Origin of the sequence: Rathayibacter sp. AY2B5, assembly GCF_002931645.1 — a bacterium.
GTDB lineage: Bacteria > Actinomycetota > Actinomycetes > Actinomycetales > Microbacteriaceae > Rathayibacter.
The window spans coordinates 64,598-89,032 of sequence record NZ_PSUE01000014.1 but is presented as its reverse complement, the minus strand read 5'-3'; the positions used below and the strand labels follow the sequence as shown (position 1 = coordinate 89,032).

The following is a 24,435-nucleotide window of genomic DNA, read 5'->3' as shown; positions in this document are numbered from 1 at the left end:
GGGGTTCGGGTGTCCAGGGGAGGCATGCACAGGAGACGCGGGAGGTCCCTGTTCGTGACGCGGAGGCGCGGAATGCGTTCGGGTGGCGCAGTGATCGGAGTCAGACCGGCTCGACCGGCAGGGGCTGTGCCATCGTCGGGAGGGGGCGGAGTCCCCGACGATCCGGAACCGACACCCAGGAGGGGACCGCATGGCGCACGCCGCGCTGATCATCCACAGCGCACGGAAGGTCGACGCGGCCGGGACGGTGGAGGACCACTGGCTCCGCGCGCGAGACGGCGCGATCACGGCGACCGGCACCGGCACCGGCTGGCAGGCGCAGGCGGAGGGGGCGGAGCTGCACGACGCGCGGGGCCTCACCGCTGTCCCGGGCTTCCTCGACCTCCACGTGCACGGAGGGGGCGGTCACGCCTTCGACGGAGGAGCGGAGGCGATCCGCGCGGGCCTCGCGCTGCACCGCTCCCGCGGCACCACGCGCTCGCTGGTCAGCCTGGTGTCGGCACCGCTGGAGCAGCTGGAGGCCTCTCTGGACGCGGTCTCGGCTCTCGCGGCCGCCGACCCGCTCGTGCTCGGCGCGCACCTGGAGGGCCCGTTCCTCGCGCCCTCGCGCAGGGGAGCGCACGACCCCGCGGCTCTCGTGCACCCCTCCTCCGGCGCGGTCAGCCGGCTGCTGGACGCCGCCCGCGGACGCCTCGCGCAGATCACGCTCGCGCCCGAACTGCCGGGAGCCCTCGCCGCGGTGGAGCGGCTCGCCGGCGCCGGCACGGTGGTCGCGGTGGGCCACACCGAGGCGGACGCCGACCAGGCGCGGGCAGCGTTCGACCGCGGAGCCCGGCTGGTCACGCACGCGTTCAACGCCATGCCCGGGATCGGCCACCGCTCCCCGGGCCCGATCCCGGTGGCCCTGGGGGACGAGCGGGTCGCGCTCGAGCTGATCCTCGACGGCCGGCACGTGGACGTCGAGGTGGTGCGGCTCGCGTTCGCGGCGGCTCCCGGGCGGATCGCGCTCGTCACCGACGCGATGGCGGCGGCCGGGGCGGGTGACGGAGTGCACCGCCTCGGCCCGCTCGACGTCGAGGTGCTCGGCGGCGTCGCCCGGCTCGCGGGCACCGCTGTGCTCGCCGGATCCACGCTCACGCAGGAGGAGTCCCTGCGGCGGGCCGTCGGGCCCGGCCGGCTCGGGCTGCAGGCGTCCGTCGCCGCCCTCACCGCCGTTCCCGCCCGCGTGCTCGGCCGTGGCGACCTCGGCCTGCTGGCCCCCGGGTACCGCGCCGACGTCGTCCTGCTCGACGCGTCGCTCCGCGTGCAGCGGGTCTGGGCCGAGGGGCGCCCGTTCCCCGACTCCGCGGACGGCGCGTCGCGACCCCGGGTCAGGGCGTCGGCGTCACGGTCCAGGTCCCCTCGGTCTGGACGGCCATGACGCCGGGCAGGTCGGCCTCGAACACCTCGGAGAAGGCGACGGAGTCGCCGAACAGCTGCGGCTGATCGGAGGTCGTGAACACGCGGCCGGAGAACGAGTCGTCCGGACCCGCGGGCGTGTAGTCGACCGTCACGCGCGGGACGTCGTCGGAGAAGAACAGGACGGCCGGGCCGGTGCCGGACTGCGCACCGCTCACCGTCGCGAGGTCGTTCCAGCTCTGCAGGCCGAGCGTCCACGGCCCGTCGGCTCGGACGATCACCTGCTGCTCGACGGGGTCGTCGCGGAAGATCCCGGTCAGGAACGACCCCGTCATCGGGGCGGCGGCCTCGCCGAAGGGCGTCATCCGGCCCGCGGCGGTGACGATCGCCGTGCCGGTGCAGGCCGAGCAGTCCAGGCTCAGGACGACCGCGAACTCGCCCTGCCGCTGGAACGACACGTCGGCCGGGCCGGTGCCCGAGACGGTGGCGGGGACTCCCTCGCCGACCGGCCCGGCGTCGACGACGGTTCCGACCGGCTCGGCGGTCGCCGGAGCGGAGGGGGTCGGGCTCGGAGTGATCAGGTCGGTGATGGCGGGTCTCGGCGTCCGCGAGGCGGGCGCGGACGCCGTGGCGCCCGCCTCGGCCCCGCCGCCGGCGGTGCACCCGCCCAGCAGCAGGAGCCCCGCCGCTGCCGTCGTCGCCACTGCCGCTGTCGTCCCCCGAGCCCTCATGCGTCCAGACTGCCAGGGCTGGTCCGGATCGTCGTCCCCGGAGGGAGTCAGAGGAGCAGGGCGCCGAGGCCCGCGGCGGCGAGGACGACGATCCACGGGGGCACGGTCCAGCGCGTCAGCGCCACGAAGGCGCCGATCGCGAGCGTCAGAGCGCCGGTCGAGCCGATGCCCTCGGTCAGCACCGGATCGTAGAGGGCGCCGCCGAGCAGTCCCACCACGCCGGCGTTCACGCCGGCCAGCGCCCTCTGCGCGACCGGCAGGTGCCGCAGCCGCTGCCAGAACGGGAGCACGCCGACCACGAGCAGAGCGCCCGGCAGGAAGATCGCGACCAGCGCGATCGCCGCCCCCGCGACACCGTCCGGCGTCCCCGCGCCCACCGCGCCGAGGAACGCGGAGAAGGTGAAGAGCGGGCCGGGCACCGCCTGCGCCGCCCCGTATCCGGCCAGGAACTCGCTCTGCCCGACCGTGCCGGCGCCGACCGTCTGCGCCTCCAGCAGAGGCAGCACGACGTGGCCGCCCCCGAACACCAGAGCGCCCGACCGGTAGAAGACGGAGGCGAGACCCGCCGCTCCCTCGCCGGTGAGCGCGGCGAGCAGGGGGAGGCCGACCAGGAGGAGCCCCCAGAGGGCGAGGGCCGAGACCGCGAGCGCCGTCGGGATCCGGACCGCGAACCCCGGGCCGTCGTCCGGAGCCCCCTCCTCGCGGCGGAGCCAGAGAACGCCGGCCAGGCCCGCAGCCGCGATCACCGCCACCTGCAGCGCGGGCTCCGGGGCGAGGAGGACGGCGACAGCCGCTGCGCCGGCGATCGTCGCGCGGCGGCGGTCCGGTGCGAGCGAGCGCGCCATCCCGAGCACGGCCTGCGCGACGACCGCGGCCGCCGCCGCCTGGAGGCCCAGGAGCCAGCCGGCGGAGGCGACGTCGCCCGCACCGGCGACGAGCCCGGCGACGAGGACCAGGGCGATCGCCGAGGGGAGCGTGAATCCGCACCACGCGGCGACCAGTCCGGCGAGTCCCGCGCGCTGCAGGCCGACCGCCATCCCGACCTGGCTGGACGCGGGTCCGGGGAGGAACTGGCACAGCGCGACGAGGTCGGCGTACGCGCGATCGGTCAGCCAGCCGCGGCGCACCACGAACTCCTCGCGGAAGTAGCCGAGGTGCGCGATCGGCCCGCCGAACGAGGTCAGCCCGAGGCGGAGGAACACGAGGAGCACGGGGAGGGCGCCGCCCCGCTGCAGCCGACCCGTCTCCGACACGGGGGCATCCTGCCAGACGGCGGTGTCCAGCACGCGTCGTGTCACCGGAAAAGGGACGACAAGCGGCCGGATAAGCGATTCCTCGCCCATTCTCCTCCGGTTGATAAAACGGTGGGTAGAAATACTGAACCCCTTCTCATCCCCTCTGTTAGCCTGATCCGGCTTCCCTTTCCTTCTTGAGGAGACGGCGATCCGCATCAGTAGCGCGAGCGCTGCCGCTCGTTCACTGAACGCCTTCTCCTCCTCTTTCGATCGGTGTACCCGGAACGGTGACGATCGGAAAGGCTCTCTCTTCCGTGACTCCTCAGGACACTGCCGTCGGCGACTCCGCCGACTCCTCCCGCACCGGCTCCCGATCGGGCGTCAAGGCCCTCTCCGCTCTCTCCCGCCGCACGATCCTCGCCGGATCCGTCGCCGGCGCGGGCGCGATCGCCTTCGCGACGCCGGCCCTCGCGGCCGGCGACCTCACCGCGGTGCCCCGACTGCCCGGCGAGGTCTCGCGCCTGTCCACCGCCACGTCGAAGACGGGCGGGAAGCGCTACGAGATCATCGACGTCGTCGTCGCGGGGGACCGGGCGCGCCTGTTCGTGCCGCACGCGACGCCTCCGTCGCAGACCAGGGGCGCATCGATGCTCTGGTACTACCACGCCCGCAACGGCACCCACACGGCGCTCTCGAGCGCCTTCGCGTACTCGGCCGACCTCGCCGTGGACCGCGGCATCGTCAGCATCTGCCCGACCTACGGCGGCAGCATCTGGTCGAGCCCGCGGGCGATCGAGATCCAGGCCGCTGTCGTCGCCTGGGCCTCGTCGGTATGGCGGATCGACGCGAGCCTCCTGCGCTCCGACTCCGGGGGCGGGCCGCTTCTGACCTGGGCCTACGGGAAGCGGATGGTGCCGAACATCCGGGGCGCGTACCTCTGCAACAGCTCCTACGACATGGAGGAGCGGGCGGCGAGCGAACCGGACCGGATCGGCCCCGAGTACGCCGACGCCGCGGCCATCGCCGCCACCAACCCGGCGCGGCTGCCCGCGTCGGTGTGGCGCGGTGCGCGGCTGAGGATCACCGGATCGCCCGACGACAAGGTCGTGCCGTTCGCCCTGCACGGCGCCGCCCTCCACGCCGCGGCCCTGCCCCTGGCGAAGGAGGCGACGGTCCGCACCCACCCGGGGGAGGGCACCGACGGGCACAAGGTCCCGAGCTTCACCAACAAGGAGATGCTCGACACCTTCCAGCGCTGGATCGCCGAGGGCCCCGTGCCGCAGACGGAGCCCGAGCCCGAGACGCCGCCCGTGTCCACGCTGCCCGGCGCGGGCACCTACGAGAACGGCGCCGCGCAGATCGTCACCACCGGCACCTGGACGACGCTGAAGGCCACCGCGGACAGCGGCGGGAGCATCGCCTACTCGACCAGCTCCGGCGCCTCCGCGACGCTCGCCTTCACCGGCACGAGCATCGCCTGGATCAGCCGACTCACGTCGTCCTCCGGGATCAACGACGTCGAGCTCGACGGTGTGAAGGTCGCCTCCGTCGACCGCTACAGCGCGTCCACCCGCTCGAAGCAGACGGTGTGGAGCAGCGGACAGCTCGCCGCCGGGCCGCACACGCTGACGATCCGCCGGGGGAGCGGCCGCAATCCGGCCTCGACCGGGACCAACCTGCTGCTCGACTCCTTCGTGGTCGGCGACGCGACGCCTCCGCCGGCGACGACGCTGCCCGGAGCGGGCACCTACGAGAACGGCGCCGCCCCGATCGTCACGACCGGCACCTGGTCGACGTTGAAGGCGAGCACGGACAGCGGCGGCAGCATCGCCTACTCGACCACCGCGGGCGCCTCCGCCACCCTCGCCTTCACGGGTACCAGCGTGAGCTGGATCAGCCGCCTCACCGGCTCGTCCGGCATCAACGAGGTCGAGCTCGACGGAGTCAAGGTCGCGTCCGTCGACCGCTACAGCGCCGCGACGCGGTCGAAGCAGACGGTCTGGAGCAGCGGACAGCTCGCGGCCGGGCCGCACACGGTGACCATCCGCCGCGGGAGCGGCCGCAACCCGGCCTCGAGCGGCACCAACCTGATCCTCGACGCGTTCGTGGTCGGCGACGCCGCTCCGGTCCCCACGGTCACCGTGCCCACGCCGATCGCGGAGTGGTCCTTCGCCGAGAGCGCCGCCCCCTTCGCCTCGGCCGTCGCGGGCGCTCCGGCGCTCCGGCAGGGCGCGGGCTCCTCCGCCCGCGCCGTCGCCACGCCGTTCGGCACCGGAGTCGCCCTCAACGGGACGACGGACCACCTGGTCGTCCCCAAGGACGAGGTCGGCCCGCTCAACCTGGGCGCCTCGACCGGCCAGGTGACGATCGCGGTGTGGGTGCTCAACTCCGACGCGGACGGCGCCTGCATCGCGGGCGTCTGGGAGGAGTCGACGGTCGGGCCGCTGCGCTCCTATGCGCTGTTCAACAACCTCCCCGAGTACGGCGGCTGGGAGCGCGTGTGCATGCACGTCTCGAAGCTCGGCGGGCCGACGCCCGGCTACCCGTACTCGCGCGACTACTCGGTGGAGCCCCGCCGGATCACGCGCGGCGTGTGGCAGCTGCACGTCGGGACGTATGACGGCGCAGTCGCGGTCTCGTACCTCGACGGCGCCGCCACCGCGTATCCGGTGTACACCGACAAGCTCGGCGCGACCTACGCCAAGAACCCCTACGTCTACCCCGACGGCCTCAACGCGGCTCCGGGCGACTTCGTGGTCGGAGCGGTCGGCCGGGACGGCACGATGATCAACCGCTTCGCCGGCTCCCTCGCCCGACTGCGGGTGTGGGACCGGGCGCTGACCGCGGAGCAGGTGAAGCAGCTCTACTCGGCCGAGAAGGGCGCTCTCGGCTGACGATCCGAGGGCGGTGACACGAGTCCGAGAAGCGGATGATCCGCTTCTCGGACAAGGCCGTTCGAGCGATAGCGGGCGTCCCTCTTTCGAGGGTGGTGTTATCGGCTGAATACAGATCGGCGGGCGGCCGCTTCACGGCTGCTCCGCCGTTCTCCGCCGCTTGTATGCGCTGCGCGGGATTCCGTACTCAGGCGGACGTGCGCTCCCGGAGGGCCGTACGGCGGGGGATCATCGCCCGGCGGCCGCGCAGCCCTGCCCCGGATCTCGGAGTGCGGCCCCGCGCCAGATGCGCACCGGCGCGACCACCTCCCAGCCGAGGGTGAGGTAGAGGGCGCGGCCGTCTGTGCTGGCGACGAGGAGACCGCTCCGTGCACCCTCGGACCGGGCCCAGGCGGTGAGGGCGTCGACGACCCGCCGTCCCAGCCCGCGTCGGCGGAACCGCGCATCGGTCTCGATCCGGTCCAGGACCGCGACCGTCCCGTGCACGGCGGCGGTGCCCTGAGCGGCGACGACTCCGTCGACCAGCAGCCGGACGCTCGCCACTCCGTCGGCGGCCTCGAGCAGGGCACCCTCGAGCAGGGCTCCCTCCGCGGTGCTGCCCGGGCCGAGGAGCGCCGCCATCAGGCTCTCGTCGCCCGCGACGAGCTCCAGCCCGGCGGCGGGCGCGAGGCGGGCGTCGTCGCCCAGGCCGATGACCGTCATCCACTCCCGGGGCCCGGCCGTCTGCTCGGCGCCCGCCTGCAGCGCGGAGGGCGACGGATCGACCAGGATCCGCTCCCGCGTGCGCGACTCCGCTCCGACATCGACCAGCCAGGCTCCGTCCTCGCGGACGCGCTGCACGCCGCGTGCACGGCACCAGCCCTCGATCCAGTCGTCCACCCGCTCCGTCGTCGTGATCACGCCCCGAGAGCAGCCGCGACCGGACGGGCGCGATCGTGGAAGCGGGCTCTCCCGGCGGTGGCCGTCGTTCCCCGCCAGGACCGCCCTCGCCGCGGATCGCACCCCGCGCACCGCGATCCGCCGGGTCCTCCCGTTGTCAACCTCAGTGCCACGGCGCCGTCCCCGGCCCTACCGTCGGCCCGAGACATCCGCTGCACCGCCGGGACCCTGACGGCCGTGCCGAGAGTGAGGGGCCGATCCGATGCCCAGGCAGGACGGCGACCCGCGGAGCACCACCCGAGTGCTGCGCGAGCTGGTCGCCGCGTTCGAGGATCCGGGGGCCGTGCACCCGGCGCTCGCCCGGCAGGTGCGGAGCGCCGCCCGCGAGCTGCTCGGCGCGTCGGAGCGGGAACCGCTGCGCCTGCGCGTGCGGATGCCGACCCTGATGGTCCCGCGCTCGGTCGTGGACGAGGTGCCCGATCCACCCCCGGTGCCGCCCGCCGCGCTCTGACCCGACGGCGCTCGTACACTCGGACGATGCGACACGGCATCGTCATCCTCCCGCAGGACCCGTGGGCCGAGGCCCGCCGGAAGTGGCAGTCGGCCGAGGGCCTGGGCTTCGACCACGCGTGGACCTACGACCACCTCTCCTGGCGCTCCCTCGCCGACCAGCCGTGGCACGCCACCGTCCCCACCCTCACCGCTGCTGCGATGGTGACCGAGACGCTCCGCCTGGGCACGTTCGTGACCTCCCCGAACTTCCGCCACCCAGTGCCGTTCGCGAAGGAGATCGCGACGCTGGACGAGATCTCGGGCGGTCGGACGATCCTCGGGGTCGGCTCGGGCGGCACGGGCTTCGACGCGCGCGTGCTCGGGCAGCCCGACTACTCGCCCCGGCAGCGGCACGAGCGCTTCACCGAGTTCGTCACGGCCCTCGACGCGCTGCTGCGCTTCGAGGAGCCCGGCTCGAGCGGCGTGGACCTCGAGGGGGAGTGGTTCACCGCCCGCTCGGCGCGGATGGTGGGCGAGCCGGTGCAGCGCCCCCGCGTCCCGTTCGTCCTCGCCGCGAACGGGCCGAAGGGCCTCGCGCTCGTCGCCGAGCGCGGGCAGGGCTGGGTCACCACCGGCCCGGAGGGAGTGTCGAGCGAGGAGTGGTGGCGGGCGGTCGCGTCCCTCTCCCGGCGGCTCGACGCGGCGCTCGACGCGGCCGGGTGCGACCCGCGCACCGTCGAGCGCCACCTCTCGCTCGACTCCGGGGGCGACTACTCCCTCGAGAGCGTCGCCCGGTTCGAGGACATGGCCGGCCGGGCGGAGGAGCTCGGCTTCACGGACGTGATCGCGCACTGGCCGCGGCGCGACGGCGTCTACGCGGGCGACGACGAGGTCCTCTACGAGGTCGCCTCGCGCTTCTGACCGGGCCTCGGGGGCTCCGGAGCGGTCCTCAGACCGCGCGGGCGCTCCCGCGGTCGACGAGACGCGCGGGCAGGAGGCGGATCGACGGCTCCTCGCCGCGGGACGGCTGCTCGATCCGCTCGACGAGCGTGTCGACCAGGTGCGCGCCGAGCTCGGCGGCACCCGTCTCGACGTAGCTGTAGGGGAGCGAGAAGTCGCGGGCGAACTCGGCCGAGTACAGGCTCACGACGGACAGCTGCCCGGGCACGGCGACAGCGCGTCGGCCCAGGATCGCGGGAAGCATCGCGATGGTCCGGTCGCTGTGGACGACCAGCGCCGTGAGACCGGGGTTGTCGTCGAGGAACGCCGTGACCATCGGCTCGACGGCGTCGGCGGCGGTGGCGGCCGGGCGCAGCACCAGCTCGATCCCGAGCCGACCGGCGGTCTCGAGAGCCGACTCGCGGAACCGGAGCCCGTAGGTCCCTCCGCGGTCGAAGACGCGCTCAGGAGGGGTGACGAGACCGATGCTCCGATGCCCGAGGGCGCCCAGGTGCTCGATCAGCAGGCGGGCCGCGTCGCCGAAGTCGAGGTCGAAGACGTCCACCCCGGAGGCGTCCGCGGGCACGCCGAGGGCGGCACCGGGCCGCCGCGAGGCGCGCAGGACGGGCAGCCGGTCGTCGTCGTCCGCGACGCTCAGGAGGATCAGTCCGTCGACCTGGCCGGAGCGCGTGAGCCGGCGGACGGCAGCCGCCCCGTCGGCCTCGGTGGCCAGCAGCACGTCGTAGCCGAGCTCGCGGGCGCGGGCCGTGATGGGGAGGACATACTCGACCATCGCGGGCGCGAACTCGTCCGGGTCGAAGTGGACGAGCAGGCCCAGCGCCATGGTGCGGCGCGTCGCGAGCGCCCGTGCTCCGGCGTTGACCGTGAAGTCGAGCTCGGCGATCGCGTCCTCGATGCGCTTGCGCGTCTCGGGGGAGATGCTGCGCTTGCCGGAGAGGACGTACGACACCGTGCTGCGAGAGACCCCTGCCGCTTTCGCGACGTCTCCGATCGTGGCCATCTCCACCCCCGCTCGAACCGTGTCGAGAGTGGCAGTGCGGCGCGGCGCACGCAACTCGGGCGCCGCGTCCCCGGAGCGAGGACCGGACGCTGCGGCTCCGGCGCTCTGCTCGTCCACGGCGCGCTCGTCCCCGTCGGGGAGCCTCCGGTCCCGACGACACGCCGACGCGGCCGGGCGCACGAGGTGCCCGGCCGCGTCAGGGCGTTCTGGACGGATCAGCCGCAGCGCGCCGCACCGTAGGCCGGTGCCGTGGATCCGCTCGCCGCAGCGCCGTCGACCGTCCCCGCGATCCGCACGTCGAGAGCGCCGGCTCCGACACTCGCAGCGCGGGTGCTGAAGGCGGCTGAGACCGTCTTGCCGGGAGCGACCCCGGGGAAGGTCTTCGTGCCCCAGGCCGAGCCGATCGTGATGTCAGCGGCGACCGCGCTGGTGTTGGTCGCCGTCCCCGTGATCGTGACCTTCCCCGCGGTGCAGCGCGAGGCCGCCGTGCCGCTCACCGTCAGGCCCGTGGTCCGCCCGACGAAGGGCGTGACCGAGATCCTGTCGATGTTGGGCGCGTACTGCGAGGTGAGCAGGACACCGGGGAAGGTGTCGGAGAGGTAGGTCGTCCCGTCGAAGCCCGGGAGCTCCTTCGAGGTGATCGCGATGGTGTTCGAGCCCTTCCTGAGCGTGACCGGCACGCTCAGGTCCCACAGCTGGTTCTGGTGGAACGTGTGCGGGAAGAGCACGCGCTGCGTCACTCCGTTGACCGTGATGTCCGCGTGGCGGGCGAGCGGGTCGGGGTTGTAGTGCGTCGCGGGGGACTGCTCCTCGTTGGAGTAGCGCAGCGTGAGCGCGTACGTCCCGTCCTGCTCAGCCTTCACGTCGCCGAAGGTCAGGGTCGAGTCGCCGTCGCGTCCGCCCCCGATGTTCCCGACGGCCTTGCCGCCCGACGCGAAGGACAGGTCGCGGACCGTGGCGGGGCCGGTGATCGTGGCCGCCTCCGCCTCATAGCTCGTCGTCGCGGGCGGGTTCGCGCTCGCTCCGATGACGATCCGATCGACGAGGAGCGTGCCGCTCGTGCCGACGACCTCGATCTTGTTCACGCCGCCCGAGAGGAAGACCTGACGGGTCGAGCTCGCGCCCACCGGCCCGACCTTCACATCGTTCACGTAGAGGTCGCCGGTGCCGCCGCCCAGGGTGTCCACGGTCACGGAGGACGGCGCGTCCTTCGCGGAGTAGCCCCAGACGGTGGTGGAGGCGCCGCTGGTGAGCTTCGCCGTGCCCGAGCCGGAGACGCCGGCGCGGGAGTAGTCGGCCGTCGCTCCGTTGTCGAGCGTGCCGGTCTCGGCCTCGTGGATCGAGGTCGCGACGGCCGCGCTGGGGAGGGAGAGCTCGATCTTGTCGACGATCGCGTCGCCCACGGTCGACTTCGTGCCGGCGAGGTTCTTCGCGGCGAGCGAGATCGTGTGGGTGCCGGCGGTCAGCTTCACCTTCGTGTCCGCGTGGTCCCAGACCACGAACTTGTAGGCCAGCGGAAGGAGGATCTCCTGCTCCGCAGCGCCGTCGACGCTCAGGAACGCGTTGATCGGACCCTGCTGGGCGTTGGCGGCGTAGGTGTTGAGGGAGTTGGCGAAGACGCTGAGGTCGTACTCGCCGTCCTTCGGGACGGTGACCGCGAAGTCGAGCTTCAGGTCACCGCCGGTGCGGATCCCGCCCACGTTGCGTCCGCCCGAGGTGTAGAAGCCGCCGACGTTGGTCGGCGAGCCCTCGGGTCCGTTGAGGTTCCGCGATCCGGTGTAGCGGGCGTCCTCGGCCTCGTACTTCTGGCGGAAGTCGACGGGCGAGGCGGACGGCGACGACGCGTTGGCGCCCGGGGTCAGGACGACCTCGTAGGCGGAGTCGACGTCGAGCGCGGGGAGGGATCCGCCGAAGTCCAGCGAGAGGGCGCCGTCCACGACGGACGCGTCGAACTCCTTGACCGTCTGCGGGGCTCCCGAGTCGCCGACCTGGCCGGTCCAGCGGATCTCGCTGACCTCCACATGGACCTTCGAGCCGAAGGTGGCGGCCGGGATGCGCTCGAACGCGACCTTCTGCGAGCCGCCGACGCCTCCGAAGAGGGCTCTCGCCTGCTTGGCCGCGGTGTCGAGGGTCGCGACGCCCTGGAGGGTGTAGCTCTGGCCGGGCTTGGGCGGCGTGACCGCGACGGTGTCGCCGGTCATCGAGGCGTAGGCGTTGAGGAGCCACCACTGGCCGTTGGCGCGGTTGGCCTGCACCGCGGAGTCGGAGAGGTTGCCGTCGATGTTCCAGTAGGCGATGTCGCCGTCGACCTTCTTGTCCTCGAGCGCGCTGATCCACTGGACCATCTGGCCGGGCACGGAGGTGTGGTAGTTGAAGGCGTACTCGTTGAGGTTCACCGGCAGGTGCTTCCCGGCGTAGGACGTGCCCGCGTACAGCTCGTCCTCCCAGGCCCGGAAGCGGTCGACGTTGGTGCGGATCTCACCCGGGGCGCTCAGCTCGTGCCAGGTCATCACGTCGGGGACGGTGTCCTGCTCGAGCGTGTGGGTCATGAACCCGCGGACCTGGTCGTAGAGGACGCTGGTGTTCGGTCCGGCGATGCGGGCGTCGGGCATCCTGTCGCGGATCAGCGCGTAGGTGCTGTCCCAGGCCGCGAAGAACGCGGTCGGGTCCTCCAGCCAGCTCTTCCCGTCGTAGCTCCACTTCCCGTTGCCGAACATGTTGCCCTCGGGCTCGTTGAACGGCACGAACACGATGTTGTCCTGGTACTCCTCGGGGAGCGCGAGCACCTGGTCGACCTGCGTGGCGATCTTCGCCTGGTAGTCGGCCAGCTTCTCCTGGGGAGTGCTGCCCGGCCACTCGTAGGGGAAGCCGCGGTAGATGTCCGTCATGTAGATGTAGGTGTCGCCGTCCGAGGTGTCGGCGACGGCCTTCGCGACGCTCAACGCGTCCGCGCCCGGATGCTGCGGCCCGTCCTGCGCCTTGGTCGAGACCGTGCGCAGGTCGATCCCCTCGAGGAGGTTGTCGGAGGGGAGGCCCTCGCCGTAGACCCCGTAGAGGGTGCCGGACGCGCCGCCCATGAACTCCCCGGTGCTCGTGCCGAGGTCGATGGTCATCTCGTCGAGTGCGCGCACCGTGACGGTCGCCGTGACCGCGGTGCCGAGGCCGGTGACGGTGCCCTTCACGGTGAAGGTGCCGCGCTTCGCGTACGCGGAGGCGGGGACGCTCTCCCAGGTGACCGGGGCGTCGCGGTTCACGCCGTCGGAGTAGGTGGCGGGGACCCCCGGCAGGGCCGGCGCGACGCCGATGCCGGTGGTGACCGCGACGCTCGTCGAGAGAACGCCGGTGACGGCCGGCGCGGCGTCGCCCGCCAGACCCCGGACCTGAGCGGCGGTCAGAGCCCGGTTGTAGACGCGGAAGTCGTCGATCGCTCCGTCGAAGTAGGGGTGCACGTTCCAGAGCGCCCGGCCGATGTTGCCGCTCTTGGAGGCGGAGGCGGAGTAGAGCTGCTTCGCGAGGTCGACGGAGGCGGGAGCCGTCGCGACCTGCAGACCGTTGAGGTACAGGGTCACGGTCGTGCCGTCCATCGTCGCGGTGACGTTGACCCACTGGTCCTTCTGCAGCGGCGAGGAGCTGGAGACTCCGGTCTCGCCGCCGTCCTTCAGCTGCTTGATGATCGCGCGGGCGCTGCCGCCGTCGAACGACGGAGCGAAGGCCGACGCGGCGTCGGGGCTGATGCCCAGGCACCACAGCCACTGGAAGCCTCCGGTGCCGGACCACTTCGTCCAGGCGGAGACGGTGGTCTGCGTCACGCCCTGGAAGAGCCCGTTCGGCACGGTCAGGTACGGCGCGGAGGTCGAGTCCGCCGCGCCCCCGGGAAGGTCGATCGCGGTCGTACCGGCCTTCCGACCCGCGACGTACGTCGCTCTCGCGCTGTTGACGACGGTGCCGTCGAGCTTCTTCGACGAGAGGTCGGCGACCGTGGATCCGGACACCTGCCCCTGCTCGAAGTCGTACTGGAGGATGAGCGCGTCGGCGGGGACGGAGGTGTCGGCCGCGGAGGCGGACTCGGCGCTCGGGAGAGCGACGGCGAGGGCGGCGAGTGTCGCGGCACTCAGCGCGAGGGCGAGGGAGCGGGTGCCGCGCCTCGGGGAGGACATCGTTGTCACGCTGGTCACTTTCTGTGGGGACAGCCGGCCGGACGACGGCGGGCGTCGGTCCGGGGTCGGAGCAACAGTGCTTCGAACCGGTTCGACAAAACTAGGTTCCGCGCCTGCGACACGCAAGAGGACCTGAGAAGTTCCTCGTCCGGCTCGCAGGTGACGGCGGTCGCTCCGGGCTCTCGCCGGGACCCGTCAGCCCGCCGGAGCGGCCGTCGCCGCGGAGATCGGCGACCGGCCCGCAGGAGGACGTCCTGGACGCGGTCGAGGGGAGCCGCCCGGACTGGCTGAGCCCCGACGGCGTCCTCCCGCGGTGACCCGCAGGACCGCGGCGGCCTGTGCCGCGTGCGGGAGGATGAGGGCATGACGCTCCCTCCGCCGACGCTCCTCTCCCCGCCGCTCCAGGACCGGCTGGCCCGGTGGTTCGACGGGGAGGCGCCGCCGGCCCCCTCGGTGAGCTGGGCCCTGTTCGACCGCACCGGGCTGCTCGTCCACCACGGCCGCGGCGAGCACCGCCTCGACGGCGCCGCTCCCGGGCCCGGGACCGTGCACCGCATCGCCTCCATGTCGAAGAGCTTCGAGGCGGCGGCGGTGCTGATCCTGCGCGACCGCGGGCTGCTCCGCCTCGACGACCGCGTCGCCGACCACGTGCCGGAGTTCACCGACCCGCTCGACTCCGCGGGCCTGCCGCTGCCCGTGACGATCAGGATGCTCCTCAGCAACTGCTCGGGGCTCCCGGAGGACAACGGCTGGGCCGATGACGTCATGGCTCTGACGCGGGAGGAGTTCCTCGAGGTCGTCGGCCGCGGGCTGACCTTCACGGAGCGGCCGGGTGAGGTCTACCAGTACTCCAACATCGGCTTCTGGCTGCTCGGCGTGCTCGTCGAGAACGTGACCGGGGAGGACTTCCCGACCTTCGCGACGCGGACGATCCTCGAGCCGCTCGGCCTCCACGACACCCGCTACGACAGCGGCGACTACCCCGACGGCACCGACCTGGCGGCCGGCTTCAGCACCTTCGACGACGGAGGGACCTGGGTGCCCCGCCCCGTGACCGGCACCGGAGCGGGCGCCTGCGCCGCGAGCATGTTCAGCACGGTCGGCGACATCGCCCGCTGGAGCGGCTGGCTCTCCTCCGCGTTCGAGGGCGAGGACGGCGCGGACGACGACCCGGTGCTGAGCCGTGCCTCCCGCCGCGAGATGCAGCGCGGCTGGACGCCGGTCCCCGCGCTGAGCCCTCGCGCCGTCGAGAGCACGCTCGACGGCTCCGCGTACGGGTTCGGCCTCGTCGTCGAGCACGACGTCCGCTTCGGCGGGATCGCCCACCACTCCGGCGGCCTGCCGGGCTGGTCGTCGAACATGCGGTGGCATCTGGAGTCGGGACTGGGGGCCGTGGTCTTCGCGACCGCGAACGGGGCGAAGCTCGCCGCCGCCGCGACGGGACTGCTCCGCGCCGCCCTCGAGGACACCGCTCCTCCGGCGCGGACCATCACCCTCCTCCCGTCGACGCTCGCCGCGGCCGCCGCCGTCGAGGCCGCGATCGTCGCGGGAGACCTCACCCGGGCGGTGGAGCCGGGCAGCGGCGCCCTGTTCAGCCCCAACCTGCTGAGCGATGTGCCGGCCGACGTGCGCGCCCGCCGCCTCGCCACGGCGATCGCGGAGATCGGCGGGCTCGCCGAGGACCCGACCGCGAGGCCGCTGGTGGAGCGGCTGCTCTGGAGCGCCTCCGCGGCGCAGGCGGCCTTCCTCCTGCCGGGCCGCGACGGAGAGCTCGAGTGCCGGCTCGAGACCACGCCGACCGTCCCGGCCCTGATCCAGCGCCTCGAGATCGTCGTGCGCGAGGCGCCGACGGCTGCCCTCCCGGTCGTGCGCTTCTACCGTCCTCGGGCCGGCTAGCGGTCGAAGACGAGGCGCGGACGCGGCGGACCTCGACGCTCCCGCACCGAGAACGGCGGGCGGCCCTCGAGGGACCGCCCGCCGTCACGCTCCCGCGGTCAGCGGATCGTCGTGCTCGCCGTGTCCGCGTTGCTGCGGATGGACGGGTCGGGCGTCTTCGTCGAGAACGCCGCCGCCAGCGCGGTCGCCGTGCCCGAGACGGCCGCCCTCACCGTGATCTTCTCCGACACGGTCCGCCCGTCCGCCAGGCCGGCCCGCTGGAACACCACGACGTTCCCGACCCTGGTGTACGAGCCGGTCGCCGAGACGAACTGCACACCCGCGGGCAGGACGACCTGCGAGAAGACCGACGCCGAGGCGGCCGGACCGGCGTTCGTCGTGATGAGGGTGTAGGTGAGCGTCCTCCCCTTCACCGCCGAGGCCGGCCCGGAGAGGTCGACGCGCAGATCGGCCTTCGTCGCGACCTGCTTCGGCGAGACCGTCAGCGTGCTCGTCGCCCGAGCCGTGCCCGCCGAGTTCGCGGCCTGGATGCTGAAGGTGGTGGTCCCGGCCGTGGTCGGCGTCCCGGAGAGGCGCCCGGTCGCGTCGAGGGTGAGTCCGGCGGGCAGTGCGCCGGAGACCAGGGAGACCGACGGAGCGGGCGTGCCGCTCACCGCGTAGCGGAAGTCGTAGGCCGAGCCGACGACGCCGGCCGCGACCGTCCCGGAGAGGGTCGGCGCGACCGTCGGCGACGAGACGGTGACGGTGCTGGTGGTCTCCGCGGAGGCGGTGCCGGCGCGGGCCGCCAGCGTGAACGTGAAGGTGCCCGGCGCGGACGGAGTCCCGGTCAGGCGCCCGGCCGGAGTCAGGGTGAGGCCGGACGGGAGCGCACCGGAGGAGACGGCCACCGACGGCGCGGGGAAGCCGGAGACGGTGTAGCCGAAGTCGTAGGGGGTGCCGACGACGCCCGGCCCGGGGGTGCCGGAGATCGCCGGTGCAGCGGCGGCGAGGGAGACGACGACGGTGCTGGTGGTCTCCGCGCTCCCCGCAGCGTTCGAGGCCCGCAGGGTGAAGGTGGAGCGTCCGTCGGCGGTCGGCGTCCCGGTCAGGCCGCCACGATCATCGAGGCTCAGGCCGGCGGGGAGCGTTCCGGAGACGAGCGAGACCGTCGGCGCCGGTGTGCCCGTCACGCTGTAGTCGAAGTCGTACGGGGTGCCCACCGTCGCGGCGGGCGGGTCGCCGGCCAGGGTCGGCGCGACCGTCGTCTCCGCCACGGCGAACGTGTGCGGGGCCCCGACGGTAGCGCCGAAGGGGTTCCGCGCGGAGACGGCGAAGGTGGACGTGCCCGCGGTCGTCGGCGTGCCGGAGAGGAGCCCGGACGCGCTGAGGGTCAGGCCGTCGGGGAGTGAGCCGGAGGCGATCGCGAACGAGGCGGGGCGGTCGGCCGCGAAGGTGTACGAGGCGGCCGCTCCGAGCGGCCCGGACGCGGGAGGAGCATCCGCCGTCAGGACCGGACGCGGGCCCCGGGCGAGCACGTGATCGGGTCCGGCTGCGAGAGCCGTCGTGCCGGCGAGGCCGGCGGGTGACTGCAGCTGCCCGGCCGAGCTCCGGCCCCAGCCGACGATCGTGCCGTCGCCCTTCAGCGCGAGGCTGTAGTCGGACGCGGCGGCGATCGCCACGACCCCGGACAGGCCTTCCGGCACCGTGGTCTGGCCGTAGTCGACGACGACCGAGTCGGAGCTCGCGCCCCAGGCGACGACGGTGCCGTCCTCCTTCAGCGCGAGGCTGTGGGTCTCTCCCGCCGCGACGGCCACCACGCCCTCGAGCCCCGCGGGGACGTCGGTCTGCCCGTAGAGGTCCCAGCCCCAGGCGACCACCCTCCCGCCGGACACGGCGAGGCTGTGGCGCCGGCCCGCGGCGATGGCCGTGACGCCTCCGAGGCCGGCCGGGACCAGGCCCTCGCCCAGCCCGTTGCTGCCCCACGACGTGACGGTGCCGTCGTTGCCGAGCGCGAGGCTGTTGTCGCGGGAGGACGAGATCGCGACGATCCCGGTCAGCGCGGCACTCCTCGACACCTGCCCGTCGCCGTCGTAGCCCCAGGAGACGACGGTCCCGTCGCTCTTCAGCGCATGGCTGCTGTAGTCGCCGGCGGAGACCGCGACGACCCCCGTGAGACCGTCGGGGACGCTGGTCTGCCCGTACGACCCGCGGCCCCAGGCGACGACCCCGCCGTCGCCTTTCGCGGCGAGGCTGTGGGTCCGGCCCGCGGCGACGGAGAGGACGCCCTCGACCCCGGCCGGGACCGTGGTCTTCCCGTCGGTGCCGCTTCCCCAGGCCGCCACCCCGAGGACAGGGGCGGACGGAGCGGCGACCGCCGCGAGAGGAACGGCGGTGCCGACGAGGAGCGCGACGGCCGCGGTCAACCCGAGCAGACCCCGCCGGAGCCGCCGCGCCGCTCCTGGATCCCGCGGCTGCGACGTGCCGTCCTGGACGGCGGGCGGACGAGGGACGGTGCTGGAGCGCATGTGCTGCCTTCGATCGGGACGGCCCTCATCGGCCGTCCTCGAACCGTGGCACGGCCGTCCCGCCGCTGACAATGTCCTCTAGCGGCCCTGTCCGGAAGAGGGCGCCGCGGAGCTCCGCGGAGGGGACGTAGGCCCGGTCTCACTGCGGCCGAGCGCTCCCGCCGCGGGCCCGTGACGGTCAGCGCATCCCGAGGGACGCCGTCGCGTCCGGACCGCTCAGCGGGGTCGGAACGGGGACCCCGGCTCTCCCGCGTACGGGGCGTCCGCCTGGTCGAAGTCCCAGCGGCCCGCGGTGGACGGGCGGACGACGGGGGTCTTCGTCGGGGTCGGCGTCGCCGACGGCGCCGGCGCGGCGGCCAGCCCGGCGTGCCAGCGGAAGATCGCGTCGATGCCGTCCTGGTTCACCCACGACGGTGCGTTGTGGCCGAGCGCGTGCGTCCGGACGGTCGCCTCCCTGGCCGTGGCCGTCGCCTTCTTCACGAGGGCGAGCCCGTGCAGTGCCGGCGGCACGCTCGGGTCCGGGTGGGCCGTGTCGGACACCACCGCGCGGATGTTTGCGCCAGCCCAGGCGGAGGCGGGCAGCCGCTTCGGGTTGTGGGAGTCGATCTGAGCGGTGCTGCCGCCGAAGGCACCGCCGATCGAGAAGCGGCCCCGCGTCGTGCGGTCGTGGGTGTCGCGGAGGTCGTAGACGCCATTGACCAGGTAGACGCCGTTGATGCCGGGGAAGACCCGCGCGCCGTAGTCCTCGCAGGCGAGCGCGCCGCCGGCCGACATCGCCCAGAGGTAGCTGGCGGCGATCGGGAACTGGCCGGAGAGGTAGGCGTAGCCGTTCCGCTGGTGCTTCTGCGCGGTGTCGTTGGTCCAGATCGTTCCGCCGAGCGTCTGGCAGATCGCGATGGCGCCCCGCTCGACGGCGAGCTCGGCCGGGTACGCGAAGACGCTGGACAGCGAGGTGTGGTCGGCCTGCGCGGAGTGGATGAACCAGATCACCGGTACCGCCGCGGCCTGCCGCGGCTTCACCGTCTGCGGCACGAAGATCCGCGCGAGGTCGCCCGCGATCGAGACCGTGAGGACGTCGTAGAGCACGCCGCGGTTCTTCGTCCTCACGTTGATCGTGCGGGTCCTCTCCCCGGGCAGGCTGGGCACGGGGGAGGCGGAGGCGGAGGCGGCCGGGAGCATCGCCGCGCCCAGAGCGAGAGCACCCGTGAGGGCGCCGCCGATGACGGTGCGCCGCCGGAGGCCGGGAGTTCGAGAGGGGGGTACTGCTGAATCGTCGGGGGACACGGGGGCTCCTCGTGCAGGGACCGCGAACCGACGAGGTCGGCGGAGCGGTCCGGGTCGGCGGGGGGTGTGCCTGCAACGCTAGCCGGAGGACCGGCCGGACGACCCGTCGATGCGCGCCAGTCGCGGGACGGCGGAGGGACGACGCCGCACGGACGGAACGGTCGGCGGCTCGGCGACCGCATCGGCGGCGGATCGAGGCGCTCAGGAGGCGAAGGAGAGGCCCGTTCCTGATCGTCCGCCCCGCCGGTTCCGACCCTTTCGCCCCGTTCGGGAGCACTTCCCCGCATCGGTCTGGCCCCCCGGTGTGAAGGCTCCCAGGTTCCTCGCGCTCGTCGGCGGACCGGTGCCAGCGTGAAGGGACCGAGAAGCAGAAGGAGAAACGACCATGACTCTTCGACGAACTCTTGCCACCCTCGCCCTCACGGGCGCCATCGCCTCCGTCGGCGTCGTCGCTGTCGCGACGCCCGCCTCCGCGGCCGAGGTCGCGAACGGACAGTACGTGAGCGCCGGGAACTACGCGTGCGGAGCCCAGGAGGTGGCCACCGGCGCCACCCTCGGACCCGAGGGCGTCCTGCGCCAGCGCGCTCTCGTCTTCCGCAACTGCGGGTCGAGCACGGTCGAGCGCAAGGCCGACATCATCGCCGACTTCGACGGCAGCTGCTACTCCGTGGCGCCGGGCAAGGCCCGAGTCCTCGACGCGCTGTTCGTGGCGGCGGGACGCAACACCTACCGCGCGTCCAAGGCCTGCTGAGGTCGCGTGCTCCGCCGGAGGGGCGGGTCGGGGACATCCCCGGCCCGCCCCTCCGGCTGTCCGGAACGACCACGCCGTCCGAGCCGTCCTCCCGTCGACCCGCCCGAGCATCACTCCAGCACAGGCCCCAGCTCCGCCAGGACCTCCGCGACCCGGGCCCGCGCCCGTGCACCGAGCCCGCGGACCGGACGCGGGAGGCAGCGTGCCTCGGCGAGACCGAGCTGCTCCGCCATCGCTGCGACCACGCGGTAGCTGCCGCCGTGCTCCGCGAAGAGGTCCCAGAGGGGCTGCAGGCGTGCCGATCCCGCGATCGCGGCCGCCTCATCGCCCGACTGCGCCGCCCGGGCGATCGACAGCGCCGTCCGCGGGAAGATGCCGCCGATCACCGAGTACCAGGCGTCGCAGCCGCCGAGCAGCCCGCGCGCACCCGCGGCGTCCCCGAGACCCCGACGGTGACCCCCTCCGGCACCCGCGCCCGGATCTCGCTGACGCGCGCCGCCGCGGCGCCCGGTCAGTCGGGCACGCCGGGGATCTTGAGGGAGGCGACCTGCGGCAGCCGGGCGACGGCCCCGTAGAGGTCGTCGGAGAAGGAGAAGCGCGTCGTCCCGGGGTTGTCGTACACGACGAGCGGCACCGAGAGCTGAGCCGTCACGTCTTCGTAGAGCCCCAGCACGTCCTCGTCCGTCAGCGGCTGGTAGCCGAGCGGCGCCAGGAGCACCGCGCTCGCTCCGGCGCTCTGCGCGTCCTCGGCGAGCGCCAGCACCTGCGAGGTGCGCAGCGCCCCGATTTCGACCACGACCGGCACCGGGCCGGCGCTGCGGACGGCGATCTCGGCGGCGCGCCGGCGCTCGCCGCGGTCCAGGTACGGAGCCGAGCCGGTCGAGCCCAGGGCGCCGATCGAGTCGACTCCCGCCCGCGCGAGCCGCTCGACGAGAGCGGCGAACGACCGCTCGTCGATGCTGTCGTCGCGGAGCGGAGTGAGGGGGAAGGCGCTGAGTCCGGTGAGCACGTCGGTCCGTTCGCTGGGGGCGGGAGGGGCCCGGCCAGTCTCCCCGGCGGCAGGGGCCCGGTCGAGGCCAGAACCGCCGGGGGCCGGGGGACCAGCCGTCACTCCGCGTCGAGCACCACTCGGGAGTGGAGTCCGAGCCGGTCGAGGAACGCCTCGTCGTGGCTGACGACGACCAGGCCGCCCCGCCAGGCGGCGAGAACGTCGACGAGGTGGTCGGTCGTGGCGAGATCGAGGTCGTTCGTCGGCTCGTCGAGCACGAGCAGCTGCGGAGCCGGCTGCGCCAGCACGAGCCCGGCGAGCGCGACGCGGAACCGCTCGCCGCCCGAGAGCGACGCGATCCTCCGATCGACCACGTCGCCGCGCACCAGGAGCCGCGCGAGGGCGTTCCGCAGCTCGACCGCAGGACGATCCGGCGCGGCCCGGGAGACGTGCTCCCGCACGGTGGCCTCCTCGTCGAGGAGTCCCTCGCGGCGCTGGGGGAGCCAGCCGACCCGCTCCGTCAGCGCTCGGGCCGTGGTGCCGGCGAGCGGATGCTCCCGCGCACCCGGCGCCCCGACGAGGTGCTCGAGCAGGGTCGTCTTCCCCGTCCCGTTCGCGCCGACCACGGCGATCCGCTCCGGCCCCTGGAGCACCGTCGTCCGGCCGCGCACCGTCACCTCCGCCAGCCGGCGCCCGGCCGCGACCCCGGGGTCCGGCAGGTCGAGGCGGACCCGGTCGTCGTCCCGGACTGCTCGCGACGCTGCGTCGACCTGCTCGCGCGCCCGCGCCTCCGCGGCCCCGTGCCCGGAGCGCAGCCGTCCCGCGGTCGCCTCGGCTCGTCCTCTCCGCGCGTTCGCGAGGATCGCGGGCATCGACTCCGCCGACCGCGCCCCCGCCCGCGCCCGGCGGGCGATGGTCGTCTCGGCCTCGATGCGCTGCCGCCGCTCGGCGCGGAGAAGCCGGTCGGCGTCGCGCAGATCGCGCTCCGCGGCCGCCTGCTCGAGGGCGAGCCGCTCCTCGAACGCCGAGAACGTCCCGCCCGAGGTGCGGACCGCCCCGTCGCGCAGCTCCGCGATCTCGTCGACGTGCTCGAGCAGCTCCCGGTCGTGGCTGACGAGCACGAGCGTCCCGCGCCACCGGTCGACCAGGTCGAGCAGAAGCCCTCGGGAGCGCCGGTCGAGGTCGTTCGTCGGCTCGTCGAGCACGGCGATCGGCCGGCCGCGCAGCCGGACGCCGGTTACGGCCGTGAGGACGGCCTGCCCTCCGGAGAGGGTCGCGACCGGCCGCAGCAGGTCCGCCTCCTCCAGATCGAGACCGGCGTCGCCGAGTGCGGCGAGCGCTCGGGCCTCGAGATCCCAGTCGTCCGCGAGCATCTCGAAGTGCCGCGGATCCGCGTCGCCGCGGAGGATCGCGTGCAGAGCGTCCAGGCGATGCCGGATCCCGAGGAGATCGGCGACGGTGTCGTCGGGCCCTCGCCGGAGGCGCTGGGGCAGCAGGTCGACGGGTCCCGTCGTCGAGACGCTCCCGGCGGTGGGGGAGAGGCCGCCGGTGACGAGGCGGACGAGGGTCGACTTGCCGGCGCCGTTCGCGCCGACGAGACCGGTGCGCCCGCGTCCGAACGCAGCGGTGACGCGGTCGAGGACGACGGAGCCGTCGGGCCAGGCGAACGTGCAGTCGTGGAGGACGACGGCGGGCGGGGTGGTGCGGGAAGTGGAGGGCACGGTGCTCCAGGGGTCGGTGTCGGCGCACGACGACCACCGGACTCCGAGGGAGCAACGGCTCGCCCCTGAGGGGCGGGCACGGGGGACGTCAGTGCGAGAGCAGCTGCTGCGTCGTGGACGCAGTACCGGTGCTGGAGCGCAAGAGTCCGTCTTCCGTGCGGGGAGCCCCCGTGACCGCGAGCCGCTGGATCGGCCGGTGTGGCGGCCGCACCGACGTCGCGGCTCGCGACGAGGTACGGGTCGACCGTACGTGCCCGTCGGACCCGCGCGCAACCGTGACCGACTGCTCGTCCGCGGCCTGCGTCCGTCGGCGCCGTCGCGCGGCTCGCGGCGGACGGCTCTCCACCCACGGCGGGACGGCCGGACCGCCCTGGTATGCACGCTGCTGCCCACCGGTCGAGGGGGTCGCCGGCGGGCCCTCCCGTCGCCGCGCCCTCACTACGCTGAGCCCATGGTGACCATTCGCGACGTCGCGGCCGATGCGGGGGTGGCCCGCAGCACGGTGTCCTACGTGCTCTCCGGCAACAAGAAGCTCCCGGAGGCGACCCGCCTGCGCGTGCTCGCGAGCGTGGAGCGGCTCGGCTACCGGCCCGACCCGATGGCGCGGGCCCTGGCGCTGCGGCGCACGAACATCCTCGGCTTCTTCGCCTCCGTCGATCCGGAGTCGCGGCAGACCGATGTCGACGTCTTCATGCGCTTCGTGCGGGCGGCGATGTACGCGGCCCGCGCCCGCGGCTTCGACCTGCTGATGATGGGCACGGGCGAGGGGGAGCTCGCGCGCGACGTCCTCGCCGATGCGCTCGTCGTGATGGACATCCGCCGGGACGACCCCCGGCTGCCGGTCCTCGCGAGCATCGGCCTGCCGACCGCGCTGGTCGGCTACCCGGGCGAGGGCAGCCCGTTCAGCGCGATCGACCTCGACTTCGACGGCGCGGCGCGGGTCGCCGTCGACCACCTCGCCGACCTCGGGCACGTCGAGATCGCGGTCCTCGGGATGGGCCCCGACGCCTACGAGAGCGGCTACGCCTTCGCCCTGCGGTTCCGCGAGGGCTTCCTCGACCAGTGCCGCCTGCGCGGCGTGCGGGGCGCCGTCATCCCCAGCACCGACGACGTCGACGACTGGTTCGAGCAGGCGCAGGAGCAGCTCCCCGGCCTGAGCGCCGTGGTCACTCACGGGCCGGGCGTGCTCGAGCCGTTCCTGCAGCGCCTCAGTGGCCTGGGCCTGCGCGTCCCGGAGGACTGCTCGATCATGACCATCGCCCCGGAGGCGGTGATGCGGCACGCCGACCAGCCGGTCACCGTGGTGGACCTGCCCGGCGACGAGATGGTCTCGCGGGCGGTCGACCTGGTGCTCGACGAGCTCGCCGGCACCGCGACTCCGGGAGTGACGGAGCTGCTGCCCGCGGTGGTCGTGGACCTCGGCACCACCGCGCCCTTCTCGCCGGGCACCAGCCGGGGCGTCGTCCCCTCGTGGCGGCGGGCGCGCGGCTGACGTCGACCGGGTCGCCGGGGGCGTTCCCCGGGCGATCGGTGAACCGGTTCTCC

At 73.9% G+C, this 24,435-nt stretch carries 15 protein-coding genes and 1 pseudogene; 7 read left to right on the top strand and 9 right to left on the bottom strand.

The annotated features are described in order from the left end of the window. Nucleotides 1–190: 190 nt before the first annotated feature. Nucleotides 191–1,420 carry an N-acetylglucosamine-6-phosphate deacetylase gene (locus C5C30_RS10620; RefSeq protein ID WP_104333693.1) on the top strand — a complete coding sequence of 410 codons (1,230 nt, stop codon included), beginning with the start codon at nucleotides 191–193 and terminating at the stop codon, nucleotides 1,418–1,420. Here C5C30_RS10620 and C5C30_RS10615 read toward each other — a convergent pair. Both C5C30_RS10615 and chrA read right to left on the bottom strand, forming a co-directional pair. Further along, a complete protein-coding gene (locus tag C5C30_RS10615) occupies nucleotides 1,371–2,102 on the bottom strand; it encodes a hypothetical protein (protein WP_104225243.1) in 732 nt (243 codons plus the stop codon). The two genes, C5C30_RS10620 and C5C30_RS10615, sit on opposite strands and share 50 nt — an antisense overlap. A 74-nt stretch (nucleotides 2,103–2,176) precedes the next feature. Next, the gene (gene chrA, locus C5C30_RS10610; RefSeq protein ID WP_258065901.1) at nucleotides 2,177–3,382 is read right to left on the bottom strand and encodes a chromate efflux transporter; all 1,206 of its coding nucleotides are present in this window, start codon (nucleotides 3,380–3,382) and stop codon (nucleotides 2,177–2,179) included. 296 nt (nucleotides 3,383–3,678) lie between these two features. Between chrA and C5C30_RS10605 the strand changes: the two genes are divergently transcribed. Continuing rightward, nucleotides 3,679–6,258, top strand: coding sequence for a LamG-like jellyroll fold domain-containing protein (locus C5C30_RS10605; RefSeq protein ID WP_104222070.1), 2,580 nt, complete (start codon nucleotides 3,679–3,681; stop codon nucleotides 6,256–6,258). A 228-nt stretch (nucleotides 6,259–6,486) separates the two neighbouring features. Here the strand turns inward: C5C30_RS10605 and C5C30_RS10600 are convergent, their stop codons facing one another. Further along, nucleotides 6,487–7,158 (bottom strand): GNAT family N-acetyltransferase, encoded by a 672-nt coding sequence (locus tag C5C30_RS10600; protein WP_219827794.1) that lies wholly within the window; start codon nucleotides 7,156–7,158, stop codon nucleotides 6,487–6,489. A 241-nt stretch (nucleotides 7,159–7,399) separates the two neighbouring features. Here C5C30_RS10600 and C5C30_RS10595 point away from each other — a divergent pair, with 241 nt between their 5' ends. Together C5C30_RS10595 and C5C30_RS10590 are read left to right on the top strand one after the other, a co-directional pair. Beyond that, nucleotides 7,400–7,648 carry a hypothetical protein gene (locus C5C30_RS10595; protein WP_146078454.1) on the top strand — a complete coding sequence of 83 codons (249 nt, stop codon included), beginning with the start codon at nucleotides 7,400–7,402 and terminating at the stop codon, nucleotides 7,646–7,648. 26 nt (nucleotides 7,649–7,674) lie between these two features. Beyond that, nucleotides 7,675–8,550, top strand: coding sequence for an LLM class flavin-dependent oxidoreductase (locus C5C30_RS10590; protein ID WP_104333691.1), 876 nt, complete (start codon nucleotides 7,675–7,677; stop codon nucleotides 8,548–8,550). Nucleotides 8,551–8,578: 28 nt separating this feature from the next. Here C5C30_RS10590 and C5C30_RS10585 read toward each other — a convergent pair whose 3' ends face one another. Together C5C30_RS10585 and C5C30_RS10580 are read right to left on the bottom strand one after the other, a co-directional pair. Next, a complete protein-coding gene (locus C5C30_RS10585) occupies nucleotides 8,579–9,589 on the bottom strand; it encodes a LacI family DNA-binding transcriptional regulator (RefSeq protein ID WP_104246852.1) in 1,011 nt (336 codons plus the stop codon). Nucleotides 9,590–9,804: 215 nt separating this feature from the next. Next, the gene (locus C5C30_RS10580) at nucleotides 9,805–13,746 is read right to left on the bottom strand and encodes a LamG-like jellyroll fold domain-containing protein (protein ID WP_104333690.1); all 3,942 of its coding nucleotides are present in this window, start codon (nucleotides 13,744–13,746) and stop codon (nucleotides 9,805–9,807) included. Nucleotides 13,747–14,109: 363 nt separating this feature from the next. Between C5C30_RS10580 and C5C30_RS10575 the strand changes: the two genes are divergently transcribed. Beyond that, on the top strand, nucleotides 14,110–15,642 hold the full coding sequence (locus C5C30_RS10575) for a serine hydrolase (RefSeq protein ID WP_104333689.1): 1,533 nt from the start codon (nucleotides 14,110–14,112) through the stop codon (nucleotides 15,640–15,642). Between the two features lie 98 nt (nucleotides 15,643–15,740). Here C5C30_RS10575 and C5C30_RS10570 read toward each other — a convergent pair whose 3' ends face one another. Next, nucleotides 15,741–18,146, bottom strand: a complete 2,406-nt coding sequence (locus C5C30_RS10570) for a putative Ig domain-containing protein (RefSeq protein WP_104333688.1) — start codon at nucleotides 18,144–18,146, stop codon at nucleotides 15,741–15,743. A gap of 216 nt (nucleotides 18,147–18,362) precedes the next feature. Beyond that, entirely contained in the window at nucleotides 18,363–19,430 is a 1,068-nt protein-coding gene (locus C5C30_RS10565; protein ID WP_146081511.1) for a hypothetical protein, read from the bottom strand. A gap of 385 nt (nucleotides 19,431–19,815) precedes the next feature. Here C5C30_RS10565 and C5C30_RS10560 point away from each other — a divergent pair, with 385 nt between their 5' ends. Next, on the top strand, nucleotides 19,816–20,181 hold the full coding sequence (locus C5C30_RS10560) for a hypothetical protein (protein ID WP_104222056.1): 366 nt from the start codon (nucleotides 19,816–19,818) through the stop codon (nucleotides 20,179–20,181). A gap of 110 nt (nucleotides 20,182–20,291) precedes the next feature. Here the strand turns inward: C5C30_RS10560 and C5C30_RS10555 are convergent. After that, nucleotides 20,292–21,190: pseudogene (locus tag C5C30_RS10555) on the bottom strand (dihydrodipicolinate synthase family protein). Nucleotides 21,191–21,288: 98 nt separating this feature from the next. After that, nucleotides 21,289–22,890, bottom strand: a complete 1,602-nt coding sequence (locus C5C30_RS10550; RefSeq protein ID WP_104268661.1) for an ABC-F family ATP-binding cassette domain-containing protein — start codon at nucleotides 22,888–22,890, stop codon at nucleotides 21,289–21,291. A gap of 451 nt (nucleotides 22,891–23,341) precedes the next feature. Here C5C30_RS10550 and C5C30_RS10545 point away from each other — a divergent pair, with 451 nt between their 5' ends. Then, the gene (locus C5C30_RS10545) at nucleotides 23,342–24,382 is read left to right on the top strand and encodes a LacI family DNA-binding transcriptional regulator (RefSeq protein ID WP_104222050.1); all 1,041 of its coding nucleotides are present in this window, start codon (nucleotides 23,342–23,344) and stop codon (nucleotides 24,380–24,382) included. Nucleotides 24,383–24,435: the final 53 nt, after the last annotated feature.